Source organism: Brevundimonas faecalis, from assembly GCF_040549405.1.
GTDB lineage: Bacteria > Pseudomonadota > Alphaproteobacteria > Caulobacterales > Caulobacteraceae > Brevundimonas > Brevundimonas faecalis.
In genome coordinates, this window is record NZ_JBEPTF010000004.1 from 145139 (window position 1) to 161644 (window position 16506).

Genomic DNA, 16506 nt, shown 5'->3' on the forward strand with positions numbered 1-16506 from the left:
CAGGTCGGGATGACCCGCGCCCCTTGGATTGCGCGAACCGGGATCAGCTCCAGTCGCCGCCGCCGATGGGGGCGCCGGGCGGGACGGGCTGGGCGACCGGCAGGGTTTCGCTGAGCGCCTTCAGGGCCTCGGGCGAACCGGTCAGGACCTCGGCCAGATAGGCGCACTGGGCCGTTTCCAGACGGTCGCCGCGGCAGCGCTTCAACTGCTCGCCGAAGCGACGGGCGCTGTCGCGCACCACCCCCTGGGCCGTGGACGACAGGTCCTTGCCCTGGATCAGGGCGGCCAGATAGGCGGCGTAGCGGGCGCGGACGACGCGGCGCAGCTCGGCCTGGCGCGGGCTGAGGCTTCCGGTCGAGCCCACGGCCGTCGCCACCCGGTCCAGCACCTCGGCCAGGCCCAGCTGGCCTGGATCGCGGCGCTGCTGTTCGACCAGACGGTTCAGGCGCGCGGGCGCCAGAAGGGTCTCGAACACCACCTCGGACGCCGCCGCTGCGGCCGACGACGGATCGAAGACCGCGTCGGTGCGGCCCTCGAACAGCTCGATCTCGGTCTGGCGGTCGGCGTTGCCGGACTGGCCCGAGGACAGAAGGTCGATCAGGTCGTCGCGCAGGTCCAGCTCGACCGGGGACAGGGCCTGCATCAGGGCCTCCAGCGCCGCGCGCTGCTTGTCGGCGGGGACGACCTCGGCCCGCTCATGGCCGTCGCCGCTGACGGCGTAACCGTAGTCCACCCCGGCCACCTGCCGGCCGACCGCCGTGGTCTGGTAGCGGTGGTAGAGATAGATGGGGACGATCACCCGGCGCAGGTCCGAGGCCGGGGCGCCGGCCGGCAGATTGGCCAGGCCGAAGCGCGACAGGGCGATGCGGCGCACCGCCAGGGTGTTGGCGAACTCGGCCGTCGGATCGGTCCCGTTGTCCCACATGGCGCCATAGGGCTGCAGACTGCCCAGGGGCCGGGTGTCGTCGTCGTTGACGAAGCGATAGCCCTTGCCTTGGACCTCGGCCGCCAGGGCGGCGCGGCGCGCGGCGGGGTCCTGGCCCGGCGCGTCGCCGTACAGCCAGTCGATCACATAGCGGTCCCAGGCCCCGACCCCGGTCGTATAGGCCTGGCTGAAGTCCAGCCGGTCGCCGTCTGCGATCACCCAGGGCGCCGGATAGTCCATGACCGAGGCCCGGCCCTCGAAGGTCGAGGCGGCGAAGTTGTGGGAGATGCCCAGGGCGTGGCCGATCTCGTGCGCCGAAAGGTGGCGCAGGCGGTGATAGGCCAGTCGGTCCGGATCGTCCTCGGCCCCCGTGCCGCTGCGGGCGGCGCCGACCAGGCCCTCGAAGATCATCTTGTCCTGGCGGTCGCGCAGCGAGCCGAGCTGAACCACCCCGCGCACGATCTCGCCGGTGCGGGGATCGTTGACACTGGTCCCGGTGGACCAGCCGCGCGTCTCACGGTGGACCCAGGAGATGATGTTGTAGCGGGCGTCCATCGGGTGCGCCCCTTCGGGCAGGACCTCCACCCGGAAGGCGTCGATGTAGCCGGCGCGGTCGAAGGCCTGGGCCCACCAGTTCCCGCCCTCGATCAGGGCCTGGCGAATGGCCGGGGGCGCGGCGCGATCGACATAGAAGACGATCGGCTTCCTGACCGGCGAGCGGGCGGCGGCGGGGTCCGTCTTCTCCAGCCTGAAGCGGCGGGCCAGGCGGCTGACCACCGGCTGATCCAGGTCGGCGGCGAAGTCGGTCACCGTCACCTGGGCCGAGGTACCCGAACGCGGATCATGCAGGACCGGGCGGAACCCATCGTCCGGCAGGCGGATGAAGGAGTGGCGCACGGCCAGGGTGACGGAGCGGGATTCCGGCGTCACGCGCGACAGCTCCGGCCCCGGTTCGTCGCTGGTGTAGGTCTGGACGGTCTGGAACTCGACGTTGTCGGGGAAGACCAGGGTCTGGTCCGCGTCGAGATAGCCCAGGGTCGGCGCCGCCTTGAAGGCGCCCAGCCGCGCCCGCTTCAGGCGGCCCACGGCGTTGATCGCGTCGCGCTCCAGGAAGCCGGAGATGTCGACCGTCACGGAACCGTCGGCCCCCGTCTCGATCGCCTCGCCCGACCAGACGACCGAGGGCGAGAAGGAGGCGGCGACCGCGTTCACCTGATCGGCGTCGGCGTTCTGGGCGCGGAAGCGGTGGTTCTCGAACTCGGCGAAGACGCGGTTGCCGACCTTGCGGAAGGCGACGACCTGGGTCTGGCCCAGGCCCGAGCGGTCCAGACCCATGCCATCCATGCCCACCCCGGCGGACAGGCCCGGCTGATACAGGTAGCGGCCCAGGACCCCGTCCGCGCCCGGTGCGGGTAGGCGCACCGTCGCCTTGCCCTTCTGCCGGTCGACCCGCACGCCGAACAGGCCGTTCCTCCATTCGCCCGGCGCGGGCGCTGCAGTCGCGGTCGAAGACGCGGCCGAAGAAGAGGTCTGAGCCAGGACCGGAGCCGCCCCCGCGGCCAGAACCAGGCCGGCGGCGCTCGCCAGCAGAATCTTGCGCAACATCATCCTGAACTCCCCCTAGAAACCTTGGACCGCCGAGGCCCGGATCACCGGACCCCGAGCGCCAGGGCGTCGGGCCGACGGGTGTCGGCCGCGCCCAGGAATCGATCTCCCTCGACCATGATGGACTGGGTGCTGCCCATAGTCATCGACGGACGCACCGTATGGCCGCGTTCGCGCAGCAGTCGCTCCACGTCAGGAGAGAAGCCGCCCTCCAGCTCCAGCGGGCTGTCGCCGCCGCCCTGGTTCAGGCGCGGACGCATGGCCGCCTCGGCCACGTTCAGGTTGTGGTCGACGACGTTGGAGACGAGTTGGACCATGGTGGCGATGATGTAGCCGCCGCCCGGGGTGCCCGTGACCAGCCAGGGCTTGTCGTCCTTGAAGACGATCATGGGGGTGATGGTCGATCCCAGCCGCTTGCCCGGCGCGGGCGAGTTGGGCTCGTCCCGCGTGCCCCAGGAGAAGTTGTCCAGGTGGTTGTTCAGCAGGATGCCGGTCCCGACCGGGGCGACATGGGCGCCATAGGAGTTGGACAGGGTGTAGGTGTTGGACACCGCGTTCCCGTGAGCGTCCGCGACCGAGAAATGGGTCGTGTCCTGGCTTTCATAGGGATAGGGGTTGCCCTCGGGGATGTCGGCCGCCTTCAGCGAGCGGTCCATGGCGATCAGCCTGACCCGCTCGGCGGCGAACTCCTTGCTGGCCAGGCCCCGGGCGGGCGTATCCCACTGCGGCGCGCCGCCGATCAGGCGACGGTCGGACGAGGTGATCTTCATCGCCTCCGAGATCAGGTGCAGGCCGTCGACGCTGCCCCAGCCCATGGCCTTCAGGTCGAAATGCTCCAGCAGGTTCAGCGCCTCGGCCACGCTGACGCCCGAGGCCGTCGGCGGCATGTAGGCGATACGGTTCCCGCGATAGCTGCTCCAGATCGGGGCGGTGACGTCGGCGCGATAGGCGGCCATGTCCGCCAGGGTGATGATCCCGCCCCGCGCCTGAATTCCGGCCACGATCTGGCGCGCCAGTTCGCCCTTGTAGAACTCGTCCGCCCCGCCGCGCGCCACCTTGCGCAGGCTCTCGGCCAGCAGGGGCTGACGGAAGACCTCGCCGGCCCGGTAGGCCGTGCCGTCCGCCTTCAGATAGGCCTCACGCGCGCCGGGGTCGGTCGCCAGGACCCGCGCGCGGCCCGCCGTGGCGTCCGCCTCTCCGTCCGACAGGACATAGCCCTCCTCCGCCAGGCGGATCGCCGGGGCGATCAGTTCGGCCCAGGGCAGGGAGCCGAAGCGCGAGTGCGCCTCCCACATGCCCATGACTGTGCCGGGGACGGAGACGTTGATGAAGCCGGACGGCTTGCTGCGGTCGAACTTGCCGTCCGCGCCCAACAGCAGCTCGGGCGTCGTGGCCGCCGGCGCTGTACCGTAATAGTTGACCGCGATGTCCTGGGTCGGACGATCGGCCGTGGCGGCCATGTGCACGACCATGTAGCCGCTGCCGCCGATATTGCCCGCGCGCGGCAGGGTCACGGCCTCGGCGAAGGCGACGGCGACGGCGGAGTCCACGGCGTTGCCGCCCCGCCGCAGGATTTCGACCCCGACGCGGGTGGCCGGATCGCTCTGGCTGACCACCATGCCGCCGCGTCCGACGACCGGACTGTGAATCTGGCCGTAGTTGACGATGTCGCCGCCGCTGCCGGTCGAGGGCCGGATCTGGGCCGGCGCCTCCTGGGCCAGAACCGGCAGGGCGACCAGAGGCGCCGCCAGCAGGGCCGCCGCCGCGACCGCCGTCGTCTTCAGACCAAAACGCATGAACACCCCCGTCACAATCGGCCTCGCTCGAAATCCGAAGCGGAGAGCCCGAAACAGCTCAGCCTACAAGCCAGAACATCTGAATTGAGCGATAGCATTGCTAAAACGACGAACTCAAGGGCGGAATTGAGTGATTAGTTTGCTCATTATATTGAATAACAGCAATATTTAACCCTAAGCGGTTGACGCCGGGGAATGTGTCGGTTTCTAGTCCAAAAAGAGGAAGATGTTCCGCGTGCGGGTTGCTTCGCGTCAGACGCGCCGCTCGCGGACCGGCCTCGCACCGCATTCAAGAACCGGCCGTCGCCGGGGCGAGCATCGGGGGGATACCGAGTTCGATGACCACCAAGGGGATGAATATCATGCGCACCGCCTTCGCCCGTCGAAGCCTGAGGACGGCCATGCTGGCCACCACCGCCCTGTTCGGCGCCGCCGGAGCCGCCGCGGCCCAGGAAGCGACCGACGCCCAGGCCACCCAGGTCGAGGACATCGTCGTCGTCGGCACCCAGATCCGCGGCGCCAAGGTGACGGCCGCCCTGCCCGTCACCGTGGTGGGCGAGGAGCAGATCCTGGCGGCGGCCGCCACGTCCGGCGACGAACTGCTGCGCACCATCCCGCAGATGGGCGACGTCACCTTCAATTCCTCCTACCTGCCGGCCAGTTCCAACTCGGCCCGCGGCGACACGGGCTCGGTCAACCTGCGCAGCCTGGGCATCGGCAACACCCTGGTCCTGCTGAACGGCCGCCGCGTGGTCGGCCACCCGACCAGCCAGGCCAACGAGCACCTGGTGCCGGTCCTGACCTACAACACCAACGCCATTCCGGTGTCGGGCCTGAAGCGCCTGGAGGTGCTGCGCGACGGCGCCGCCGCCATCTACGGCGCCGACGCCGTGGCCGGGGTGGTCAACACCGTCCTGCGCGACGACATGAACGACTGGACGGTGTCGAGCCAGTACGGCGGCGCCGAGGGCACGGGCATGCGGGAGTTCAACTTCTCCCTCTACGGCGGCACGGATGTCGCGGAGGGGCGCGGCAACCTCTCCCTCTTCTTCAACTACGACCACCGCGACGAACTGACGACGCTGGAGCAGGCCTATACGGCCTCGGACGACAAGCGGCCCCTGTTCGCCGGGACGGGCTTCGAGAACAACGCTTCGCTGAACGGGGTCTCCACCCTGACGCCCTGGGGCCAATTCACCCTGGCGAACCGCGCCACCGGAACCTATGGCGGCCAGCAGTTCACCACCTTCACCATCCAGCCCGACAGCCTGGCCGGCTGCGCGGCCTCGCTCGGCAGCGGGCTGTGCCTGAAGAAGACGACGACCGTCGATCCCAGCCTGCGCGGCGACACCGCCCTGGAAGACCTGACCGTCATTCCGGAGATCGACCGCTTCAACCTGTTCCTGACCGGCCGCTACAAGATCAATGACGCGGTCGAGGCCTTTGGCGAACTGGGCGGCTACTACGCCAAGTCCCATGCGCGCCAGGCGCCGATCAACACCCTGTCGTCGGTGGTCATGACCATCCCCGGCGCCAACTTCTACAACCCGTTCAAGCGGGACATCCTGCTGACCGGCTACCGCTTCAACGACATGGGGCCGATCAACGTCGACGTGACCAATGAGCAGTACCGCATCCTGGGCGGGCTGCGCGGCGAGTGGCGCGGCTGGAACTGGGAATCGGCCCTGCTGTGGTCAGAAGCCTCGGCCAAGGACGTGTCGGACAACATCTCCACGACGCGCCTGGCCGAATGGGCGGCCAAGTCGACGCCCGACGCCTACAACTTCTTCAACGGCGGCGACCCGACCCATCCGCGCTACGGCGACTCGACGCCCTCCAATGAGGCGGCCCTGAACGCCATCCGCGTCGACATGGTCCGCAAGACCAAGACCGAGTTGGGCCTGTGGGACTTCAAGGTCTCGCGCCCCGATCTGTTCACCCTGCCCGGCGGCCCGGTCGGGGTGGCGGCGGGGGTCGAGGCCCGCACCGAGAGCCAGTTGGACGACCGCGACAGCCGCATCGACGGAACCATCCGCTACACGGACAAGTCGGGCGCGATTTACAGCGACCTGATCAACTCCTCCGAGAACCCCGACACCTACGGCGAGCGCGACGTCCTGTCGGCCTATCTGGAGTTCGCGGCTCCGCTGGTCTCGCCCGAGATGAACATTCCCCTGGTCCACAACCTGGAAGTCCAGATCGCGGGTCGGTTCGAGAACTATTCCGACTTCGGCGACGTGGCCAAGCCCAAGGTCGCGGCGGCCTGGGACCTGGTCGACGGCTTCCGCATCCGCGCCTCCTGGGCCCAGGGCTTCCGGGCGCCGAACCTGGAGCAGATCAACGCCACGGTGATCACCCGGTCGAACAGCTCGAACGACTACATCTACTGCGAGGCCCTGATCAAACGCGGGGCCGCCGCCACCGGCATGACCAACATGAACCAGTGCGGCGCCTCCTACAGCCCCACGAACGCGGTCAGCGAGTTCGCCAACATCAACACCAACCACGTCCGCAAGCTGACGGCCGAGCGGCGCTCGGGCAATCCGGACCTGCAGCCCGAGGAGTCAGAAACCACCTCGGTCGGCGTGGTGATCCAGCCCCGCTTCCTGCCCGAGCAGTTGGGGAACTTCACCTTCACCGCCGACTGGTGGCAGGTGGAGCAGACGGGGATGGTCGGCCTGTTCCGGGGCCAGAACGCCCTGATCCTGGACTATCTGCTGCGCAAGAGCGGCGGCTCCAACCCGAACGTCGTGCGCGCCGATCCGACGGCGGCCGACCAGGCGATCTTCGCCGGCACCGGCCTGGCTGCGGCGGGCGAGGTCCTCTACATCACCGACGCCTACACCAACCAGCAGCCCCAGACGGTCGAGGGCCTGGACCTGGGCCTGATGTGGAGCCTGCGCGGCACCAAGGCCGGCGACTTCAGCCTGAACCTGAACGTCTCCCACCTGCTGAAATACTATCTGGAGATGTCACCGGGCATGAAGGCCCTGTCGGACGCCAAGGAGTCCGGCGCCATCGCCCCCTCCATCACCTTCGGCGGGCGGATGGGCGACATGATCGGCGACCTGGGCCGACCGGAGTGGAAATGGTCGCTGTCGGGCAGCTGGCGCTATCAGAACCTGACCCTGGGCGCCTTCACCCAGTACATCTCGTCCCTGTACGACAGCGGCCTGGTCAACTCGGCCGGGGACTACTGGACGGTGGATTCCACCCTGACCGCCAACATCTACGCCGAATATCAGTTCGACGACGGCCTGCTGGCCGACACCGCCGTCCGGGTGGGCCTGCGCAACGTCACCGACGAGCAGCCGCCCCTGGCGGGCGCGGGCTATGTGGGCACCGTCTACCAGCCCTACGGCCGCTACTGGCACGTCAGCATCCGCAAGACCTTCTGATCGGGTCTTGAGGTCTTTCGGGCGGGAGGCGAGGCTGTCTCCCGCCCTTTCCTGTTTTCAGAGTCCGCCTGCACTGGAGTTCCCGATGAAACCTGTTTCGATGCGCGCCCTGGCCCTGGCCGCCGCCCTGGCGGGACTGGCCGCGCCGGTCGCCGCCGCCGAGCTGTCGCCCCGAGCCCAGGCCCAGATCACCGGCGCGGTCGACCGCAACCAGCCCGCCCTGGACCAGGCCGCGCTGGACATCTGGAAGTTCGCGGAGCTGGGCTATCAGGAGACGCAGAGCACCGCCCTGCTGCAGGGCCAGCTTCGCGAGGCGGGCTTCACTGTCACGCCGGGGATCGCGGGCGAGCCGACCGCCTTCCTGGCCAGCTTCAAGACCGGCGACGGCCCGGTCATCGCGATCCTGGCCGAATACGACGCCCTGCCCGGCCTGTCCCAGACCCTGAACCCGGTGCAGGAATCGGCCGGCGGCCACGCGGGCCACGGATGCGGACACAACCTGTTCGGCGCGGCCTCAGTCCACGCGGCCATAGCGGTCAAGGAATGGATGGCCGCCAACAACATCAAGGGCGAACTGCGCGTCTACGGGACGCCAGCCGAGGAAGGCGGATCAGGCAAGGTCTACATGGTCCGCGACGGCCTGTTCGACGACGTGGACGTCTCGGTCCACTGGCACCCCGGCAACGTCAACAGCGCCCGCCAGGGCGACACCATGGCCAATGTCTCGGGCAAGTTCCGCTTCTACGGCACGGCCGCCCACGCCGCCGCCGCCCCGGACAAGGGCCGCTCGGCGCTCGATGGCGTCGAGTCGCTGAACTACATGGTCAACATGATGCGGGAGCACATTCCCGACCGCACCCGCATCCACTACGCCATCACCGACGGCGGCCGCGCGCCCAACGTCGTCCCGGCCTATGCCGAGGCCTATTACTACGTCCGCCACAACGACCCTGAGATCGTCCGCGACGTGCTGGACCGGGTGAAGAAGGCGGCCGACGGCGCGGCCCTGGGCACCGGCACCCGGGTCGAGTTCGAGGCCATTGGCGGCGTCTATTCCATGCTGCCGAACGAGGTCCTGATGCGGGTCATGGACCGCAACCTGCGCAGCGTCGGCGGCATTACGTGGACGCCGGAGGAGATCGCCCTGGCGACCGAGATCCAGAAGACCCTGACCACCAAGCCCGACCTGGCCTCCGTCGGCCAGATCGAGGACGCCGTGATCGGCGGCGACTTCGGCGGCTCGACCGACGTGTCGGACGTGTCCTGGGTCACGCCGACGGTGGGCCTGTCGACGGCGACCTTCGTCCCCGGCTCGGCCGGCCATTCCTGGCAGAACGTGGTGGCGGCGGGCACGACCATCGGCCTGAAGGGCGCGCACCTGGCGGCCAAGACCCTGGCCCTGACCACCGCCGAGCTGTTCCAGAGCCCGGACACCGTCCAGGCCGCCAAGACCGAGTTCGAACGCCGCCGCGGCCCCGACTTCCAGTACCGCGCCCTGCTGGGCGACCGCACCCCGGCGCTGAACTATCGGGATTGATTAGACGCTTCTGACTCCTCCCCCGTTCACGGGGGAGGGGGACCGCGCGCAGCGGGGTGGAGGGAGCGGCTGCGAGAGCCCAGCCTTCATCGTTTCACGCCGCCCCGCCCCACACAGGAAATCGACGCACCTGAAGTTCGCCCCCTCCACCACCTTCGGTGGCCCCCCTCCCCCGCCAAGCGAGGGAGGAGTTTATGGGCGTCAGTTTGTGGGCGCCCGCGTGCCGATGGTGCGGTCCAGGAAGTCGAGGTAGGTGCGCCACAGGTGGAGTTGGCGGTCGTTGCCGCGAACGCCGTGACGCTGTCCGGGATAGAGCATGGTCTCGAAGGGGATGCTCTTTTCCTGCAGGGCGTTCAGCACCCGCGTGGTGTTTTCGAAGATGACGTTGTCGTCGGCCATGCCGTGCAGCAGCAACAGACGGCCGGTCAGGCGATCGAGACGGCCCAGCACGTCCGAGGCGGCGTAACCGGCCACATTGCCCTGGGGCGTCGACATGTAGCGTTCGGTGTAGGCCGTGTCGTAGAGGCTCCATTCCGTGGGCGGGGCGCCGGCCAGGGCCGAGGCCAGGCCCATCTTGGGCTCGGTCAGAGCCATCAGGCTCATGAAGCCGCCGTAGGACCAGCCCATCATGGCGATGCGGTCGGCGTCGACGTAGGGCAGAGAGCGCAGATAGTCGGCGCCGATCACCTGATCCTCGATCTCGGGCTGCCCCATCTTCAGGTAGAGGGCCTGCTTGAAGGCGGCCGAACGGTCGCCCTCACCCCGGTTGTCCAGACGGAAGACAATGTAGCCGGCCTCGGTCAGCAGTTGGTTGGTCGCCGGCTGCCAGCCGTTCTTGACCCCGCCGCCCGAGGGGCCGCCGTAGACCTGCATGACCACCGGATAGCGCTTGGACGGATCGAAGCCCGGCGGCGTCGTCATCTGCCAGACCAGGGTCTCGCCGTGGCTCTGCAGCGTGCCGAAGGTCGGCTTCTGCTGGCGTTCGGCATAGGGCCAGAAGGGGTGGCCGGGCTGAAGCCGGTTCTCCTCGATCCAGCGGACGCGCCTGCCGTCCATGCCGTAGAGGGCTGACTGGGCCGGGGTGTTCACGTCGGTATAGTTGCCGACATAGGCCGTGCCGGTGTTGTTGACCGACGCGCTCCACCAGCCGCCGCGCGGCGTGACCTCGGCCGGCGCCGCCGTCCGCCTGTAGCCGGCGCGGAACAGCTGCTGCTCGATCGGGTATTCCTTGCCGTCGCGCATGGAGGCGGTGAAGAAGACCTCGCCCGTGTCCTGGTTGACGCCCGCCAGGGACTTGACCGGATAGTCGCCGCGCGTGATCGCCCGAAGCTGACGGCCGTCCCTGTTGTAGAGATAGAGGTGACGCCACCCGCTCTCCTCGCTGGACCAGATGAAGTTCCCGTCCTTCAGGGCCTTGAAGTCATGGGTGACGTTGACCCAGGCGTTCGAGGTCTGGCTGGCGATCACGCGGCCGGCGCCCGTGGTCGGGTCGACGCTGAGCAGATCCAGACGTTTCTGGTCGCGCGACAGGCGCTGGACATAGGCGACCGAACCGTCCGCCGCCCAGTTCACCCGGCCCAGATAGATGTCGTTGTCGGCGCCCAGGTCGACCTTGACCCGACGGCCCGCCTGCACGTCCTGGATGTAGAGCTCGACCACGGCGTTGGGACGGCCCGCGCGCGGATAGCGCTGCGAGATGACCGAGGCGCCGCCGCCGGTGATGTCCAGACGCGGAATGACGTCGACCGTGCTTTCGTCCGTACGCTGCAGGGCGATGTAGCGTTCGTCGGGGCTCCACCAGTAGCCGGTGTCGCGGTCCAGTTCTTCCTGGGCGATGAACTCGGCCGTCGCCCAGGTGATCAGGTCCTTGCCTTCGGTGGTGACGGCCTGTTCGGCCCCGGTCTCGAGGTTGACGAGGAAGAGGTTCTGATCGCGCACGAAGCTGACGAAGGATCCCTTGGGCGAGACCTTGGCGTCGATCTCGTCCGCCGCCGTCTCGGTCAGGCGGCGCACGGCGCCGTCGGCGCGGTTGGCCAGAAAGACGTCGCCTTCCAGCGGCGCCAGGATGTAGCGACCCTGCTCGTCCCAGGAATATTCGACCACGCCGCGCTGGCTGATGCGCATCCGCTCGCGCCGGGCCTTCTCGGCCTCGGACAGTTCGCCGGCGTCGGGAACCAAGGCGCGGGCGTCGATCAGCTTGAACGGCTCTCCGCCCTTCACCGGCGCGGCCCACAGGTCCAGGACGTCCACGTCGTCGTCCCGCGAACGCAGGAAGGCGACCAGTTCGCCGTCGGGCGACAGGCTGACCCCCTTGGCCACCGGCCCCGCCAGGGACGGATTGGCGAAGACCCGCTCGACCGTCAGGATCGAGGAGGCCGGGGCCGTGGCGGCGGGCGGGGCGGCGGGCTGGGGGGTGGATTGGGCGAAGGCCGAGGTCGCAGCCATCAGGATCGTCGAAGCGAGAAGAAATGTGCGCATGGCCGGGGAAGCTAGAGGCGGAATCTTTCGCCGTCATCCGCATTCTTGTCCCGCTGCGACCCTCGCGAGACTTTCGCAACCGGCCGCGACGGCCTAGGTAGAACGCCATGTCCGACGCCTCCCTCTCCGCGCCGCCCGTCAAGGCCAGTCCGTTCCATGAGTTGGAAGTCCTGTGGGTCCGCCACTGGAACAACCAGCTGTTCAGCTTCGGCGTGAAGCGCCCCGAGGATTTCCGCTTCCGCTCGGGCGAGTTCGTCATGATCGGCCTGCCGGGCGAAGACGGCGGCAAGCCCGTCCTGCGCGCCTATTCCATCGCCAGCCCCTTCTGGGCCGAGGAGCTGGAGTTCTTCTCCATCAAGGTCGAGGACGGCCCCCTGACCTCGCGCCTGCAGAAGATCGTCGCGGGCGACAGCGTGCTGATGGGCAAGAAGCCGACCGGGACCCTGGTGCTGGACGCCCTGACCGGCGGCGAGCGCCTGTGGCTGATCGGCACAGGCACGGGCCTGGCGCCCTGGCTGTCGGTGGCGCGCGATCCGGAGACCTATTCGCGCTTCAAGCAGGTCATCGTCTGCCACACGGTGCGCAATGTGGACGACCTGGCCTATCGCGACTTCTTCAGCCATGAGATTCACGACGACCCGCTGATCGGCGACGAAGCCAGGGCGCAGTTGACCTATTACCCGACCGTCACGCGCGAACGGTTCGAAACGCCGGGCCGCATCACCGACCGCATCAAGTCGGGCGACGTCTTCGCCGACCTGCAACTGCCCATCGGCTTCTCGCCCAACAGCGACCGCGTCATGCTGTGCGGCTCCATGGCCATGATCAAGGAGACGGGCGAGCTGCTGGAATCCTACGGCATGAAGGAAGGCTCCAACGCCGAACCGGGCGACTATGTCCTGGAGCGCGCCTTTGTCGGCTGACCTGATGACCGCGCCCCGCAGCGTGACGATCGACGACCGCAAGGCGCCGGAAGACTGCGCCACCATGCTCGACGTGCGTCAGGGCGTGGACGCTCTGGACCGCGCCCTGGTGACCCTGCTGGCCGAGCGTCAGCGCTACATGGACGCCGCCGCCCGCATCAAGCCGAACCGCGACGCCGTCTTCGATCAGGCGCGCATCGACGACGTGGTGGCCAAGGTGCTGAAGGCGGCCGAGCCCGCCGGCCTGTCGCCCGACATCGCCGAGCCGGTCTGGCGCCTGCTGATCGACCGCTGCATCGCCCACGAGTTCGCGTCCTGGGACCAAACGCGGGGCTGACAAGACCCTTCCCACCTTGTGGGAGAATGCGCTCAAGCAGCCGAAGGTGTAGCGCAATAACCCCTTCTCCCCTTGTGGGAGAAGGTGGCAGGCGGAGCCTGACGGATGAGGGGTGTGAGGGCCCGAGCGTCCAGTTGATGACTGCGGTCGGCTGGGCGACGCTGGATTCAAGCGTCGCGCCGACCCCCCTCATCCGAGGCCTTCGGCCCCACCTTCTCCCACAAGGGGAGAAGGAAGCATGGTTCAGACCTTCAGGCTTCTGAGCGCCAGTTCGTGGCGGTAGGCGGCGACGTCGGACAGGGCGGCGTCCAGGGCCGTGCGGACCCGTTCCATGCCGGCGGGGGCCGCCGCCTGTTCCCCATGTTCGACCTCGGCGCAGATGGCGGCCAGGTCGCGGGCGCCTATGCCCGCGCTCGCGCCCCGGATGGTGTGGACAGCGTCGCGCCAGCCTTCGGACGAGGCGTCCAGCAGGCTCGACCACAGGGCCGCCTGCTGGACGAAGAGGCCCAGGACCTCTTCGGTGACGTCGTCCATGCCGCCGGTCATGGCCTCGAGGACGGTGAAGTCCACCGCCCCCGTCAGATCACGACGCGCCATCAGCCTTCCTTGGCCAGGTGAGAGCCGGAGCCTTCCTTGGCCAAGCGAGCGTTACGCGAGGACCAGACCAGGTAGATGACCAGGCCGAACAGGTTCCACAGCAGGAAATAGAGCTGGGTCGAGGCCTTCAGGCTGAAGAAGAAGGTGATGCAGCCGATGATGGCGATGCCGCCGACCAACTGCCACAGCGGGGCCTTGAACTTGCGCTCGCGGTTCGGCTCGCGCAGGCGCAGGACGATTAGGCTGACGCCCACGGCCATGAAGGCCATCAGAGTGCCGGCGTTGGCCAGGGAGGCCAGTTCGTCCAGGCGCATGATCCCGGCCAGGAAGGCCACGACGACAGCGGTGAAGATGGTCACCACGGTCGGCACGCCGCGCTTCGAAATCTTGGCCAGGCGGTTGGGCAGCAGGCCGTCGCGGGCCATGCCCAGGAAGATGCGGCTCTGGCCGAACAGGAAGGCCAGCAGCACGGTCGGCAGGGCCACCACGGCGGCGGCGGCGATCCACTGGGCCGCAACGCCCTGACCCAGGCCGCGCATGATGTGGGCCAGGGGCTCGGGGCTGTCGGCGAAGCTGGCGACCGGGGCGGCGCCGATCGCGGCGGCGGCGACGGCGATATAGAGAATGGTGCAGACCACCATGGAACCGACGATGCCGATGGCCAGGTCGCGCTCGGGCTTCTTGGTCTCCTCGGCCGCCGTGGCGATGGCGTCGAAGCCGTAGAAGGCGAAGAAGATGATGGCGGCCGCCGCCATGACCCCCGTCTGGACGAAGGGCGCGCCGAAGCCGTTGGGCATGAAGGGGGTGAAGTGGGCCGCGTCGAAGTTCGGCAGGGCGATGGCCACGAAGGCGATCAGGGCGGCGATCTTGATGACCACCAGGACGGCGTTCAGCGTGGCGCTTTCACGCGTGCCCAGCAGCAGCAGGCCCGTCACCACGGCGATGATGAAGACGGCGGGCAGGTTGATCAGCCCGCCCTCGACGTGCGGTCCCACCGTCAGGGCCAGGGGCAGGTCGATCCCCCACCCGGCCAGGAAGGGCACGGCGTAACCCGACCAGCCCACGGCCACGGCCGAGACGACGAGCGAGTATTCGAGGATCAGGCTCCAGCCCACGACCCAGGCGAAGATCTCGCCCAGGGCGGCGTAGGAATAGGTGTAGGCGCTGCCCGAGGCGGGCATTATGGTCGACAGCTCGGCATAGGCCAGGGCGGCGCAGGCGCAGACCAGGCCCGCCAGGGCGAAGCTGATCAGCACGGCCGGACCGGCCAGGCCGGCGCCGACCCCGATCAGGGTCAGGATGCCGGTGCCGACGATGGCGCCGACGCCGAGAGCCATCAGGTGCGGCCAGCTGAGCGTCTTCTTCAGGGCCGGCCCGTCATGCGGGGCCAGCATGGCGTCGATCGAGCGCCGACGATTCCAGAAAGCCATGAACGCATACTCCCCCATACACCGCGTCTGTCGGCGGCTGATTCCAGCCGCGACCATAGCGCGCGGAAGAAACTTTAGAAAATGCCGGATTCAGCCTTGTCAGCCCCCGCCATCCTGAGTATGAGGAGCGCCCTTCGGGAGGCCAACGGCCGCCGCGAAGGACCGGCGCCACACCAAGGGCGCAGACGACGGTATGGGTGATTAGCTCAGTTGGTAGAGCAGCTGACTCTTAATCAGCGGGTCCACAGTTCGAACCTGTGATCACCCACCATCGTCTTTCCTTGCTAGTTCAAGGCTTTACCGCGCTTCCTCAATTTGCAGGCTATCAGCGTTTGGGCTCGGTTTGGAGTCCGGTTTGGAGCTTTCGGCGTTTTCGCGCTTGGCTATGGCGTTGTCTGCGATGCGCTGCGACCTACTCAGATAGTGCGCATCCAGGATCGCCTCGACAGACTTCAGGCTATGCCCGGTCACCGACGCGATCTCGATCACCTCACACCCCGCTTCAGCCAACCGAGTGACGGCTGACCCTCGCGTATCGTGGAAGGTCAGGCCCTCGATCTCTAGGTCGCTGACGGCCTTTCCCCATGAGGTTCTGAACCCGTCACTCGTCCAGGCGGCACCCCGCAGATTGGTGACGATGAATGGCGACTGCTGCCGGTCACGCTTCTTCGCCTTCGCAGCAGCGGCCAGATTCTCAGCATCAAGGGCGGCTTTGAGCGGGGCGCCGACGCGGATCAGCACCTTCTCGCCGCCCTTGTCCTGATGCACCCGGATCGACTGTCCGTCGTAATCGGACCAGGTCATTTTCAGGATGTCGCCCTGACGTTGGCCGGTCCATAGCGCCAGAAGAAGCGGCAAGCGCAGATGCGACGGCGCGCTGCTCATGAAGTAGGCTTCGATTTCACGCGACCACAGCTTGTCGCGGCGAGCGGCTTTATATCGGCGCCCGATGCGCTTCAGCGGATGATGCTCGATCAGGCTTTCATCGTTCGCCCATGCGAGGACAGCGGCAAAGACCTGAAACACGTAGTCAGCCGTTCTGGCGCCGGACTCGGCCTCAATCTCGCTGCGCCATGACTTGAAGACTTGCCGGATCTGTCGTGCACCTAGAGCAGCGATCGGCAGCGCGCCGAACTTGGCTTCGATGGCCTTGAGGTGACGCGTGTAGTCGCGCACGGTCGATGGCTTCTTGTCCTTGAACTCGACCGAACTGCGGTAGGCGTCCAGGATCGTCGCGAGCGTATTCGGCGGAACGCGCTTCAGCGCTTCTCTAGCCGTGTGGATGCTGGCGACGAAGGCCGGCGAACCGGGCTCGCCCTCTAGGCGCGGACCACCCTTGCCGAGGTAGTAGTATTTGCGGCGGGACCCGTCGGCGAGGACCTTCGTCGTCGTGTGAACGCCCGATAGCTTAACGCGCATGTGTCTTCATGAATCCGGCCAGCGCCGCTTCAGCGGCGTCGCTCGAATTCTTCGCCACTTC

10 protein-coding genes and 1 tRNA gene are annotated in these 16506 nt (G+C 68.0%); 5 read left to right on the top strand and 6 right to left on the bottom strand.

Annotated features, from left to right (window positions below; translation table 11 throughout):
* Positions 1–43: 43 nt before the first annotated feature.
* Together ABIE19_RS14040 and ggt are read right to left on the bottom strand one after the other, a co-directional pair.
* Entirely contained in the window at positions 44–2533 is a 2490-nt protein-coding gene (locus tag ABIE19_RS14040; protein ID WP_354089836.1) for a zinc-dependent metalloprotease, read from the bottom strand.
* Positions 2534–2574: 41 nt separating this feature from the next.
* Complete coding sequence (ggt, locus tag ABIE19_RS14045) at positions 2575–4326, bottom strand: gamma-glutamyltransferase (protein ID WP_354089837.1); 1752 nt, start codon at positions 4324–4326, stop codon at positions 2575–2577.
* A 362-nt stretch (positions 4327–4688) separates the two neighbouring features.
* On the opposite strand from ggt, the gene ABIE19_RS14050 reads away from it, so the two are divergent.
* Complete coding sequence (locus tag ABIE19_RS14050; protein ID WP_354089838.1) at positions 4689–7724, top strand: TonB-dependent receptor plug domain-containing protein; 3036 nt, start codon at positions 4689–4691, stop codon at positions 7722–7724.
* An 85-nt stretch (positions 7725–7809) separates the two neighbouring features.
* Complete coding sequence (locus ABIE19_RS14055; RefSeq protein WP_354089839.1) at positions 7810–9261, top strand: amidohydrolase; 1452 nt, start codon at positions 7810–7812, stop codon at positions 9259–9261.
* 201 nt (positions 9262–9462) lie between these two features.
* On the opposite strand, the gene ABIE19_RS14060 is transcribed toward ABIE19_RS14055, so the two are convergent.
* Positions 9463–11706 (bottom strand): S9 family peptidase, encoded by a 2244-nt coding sequence (locus tag ABIE19_RS14060; RefSeq protein ID WP_354089840.1) that lies wholly within the window; start codon positions 11704–11706, stop codon positions 9463–9465.
* A 140-nt stretch (positions 11707–11846) separates the two neighbouring features.
* Here ABIE19_RS14060 and ABIE19_RS14065 point away from each other — a divergent pair, with 140 nt between their 5' ends.
* Both ABIE19_RS14065 and ABIE19_RS14070 read left to right on the top strand, forming a co-directional pair.
* Positions 11847–12662: a ferredoxin--NADP reductase gene (locus tag ABIE19_RS14065; protein ID WP_354089841.1), complete on the top strand. Its 816-nt coding sequence runs from the start codon at positions 11847–11849 to the stop codon at positions 12660–12662.
* Positions 12663–12666: 4 nt separating this feature from the next.
* Positions 12667–12999, top strand: a complete 333-nt coding sequence (locus tag ABIE19_RS14070) for a chorismate mutase (protein ID WP_354089842.1) — start codon at positions 12667–12669, stop codon at positions 12997–12999.
* 243 nt (positions 13000–13242) lie between these two features.
* Here the strand turns inward: ABIE19_RS14070 and ABIE19_RS14075 are convergent, their stop codons facing one another.
* Both ABIE19_RS14075 and ABIE19_RS14080 read right to left on the bottom strand, forming a co-directional pair.
* Positions 13243–13596 (bottom strand): Hpt domain-containing protein, encoded by a 354-nt coding sequence (locus ABIE19_RS14075; protein ID WP_354089843.1) that lies wholly within the window; start codon positions 13594–13596, stop codon positions 13243–13245.
* Positions 13596–15026, bottom strand: a complete 1431-nt coding sequence (locus ABIE19_RS14080) for an amino acid permease (protein WP_354089844.1) — start codon at positions 15024–15026, stop codon at positions 13596–13598. Before ABIE19_RS14080 ends, ABIE19_RS14075 begins: the two co-directional genes overlap by 1 nt.
* Before the next feature lie 195 nt (positions 15027–15221).
* On the opposite strand from ABIE19_RS14080, the gene ABIE19_RS14085 reads away from it, so the two are divergent.
* Positions 15222–15297 (top strand) — tRNA-Lys (locus ABIE19_RS14085).
* Between the two features lie 26 nt (positions 15298–15323).
* Here ABIE19_RS14085 and ABIE19_RS14090 read toward each other — a convergent pair.
* Positions 15324–16445 (bottom strand): tyrosine-type recombinase/integrase, encoded by a 1122-nt coding sequence (locus tag ABIE19_RS14090; protein ID WP_354089845.1) that lies wholly within the window; start codon positions 16443–16445, stop codon positions 15324–15326.
* Between the last annotated feature and the right edge of the window lie 61 nt (positions 16446–16506).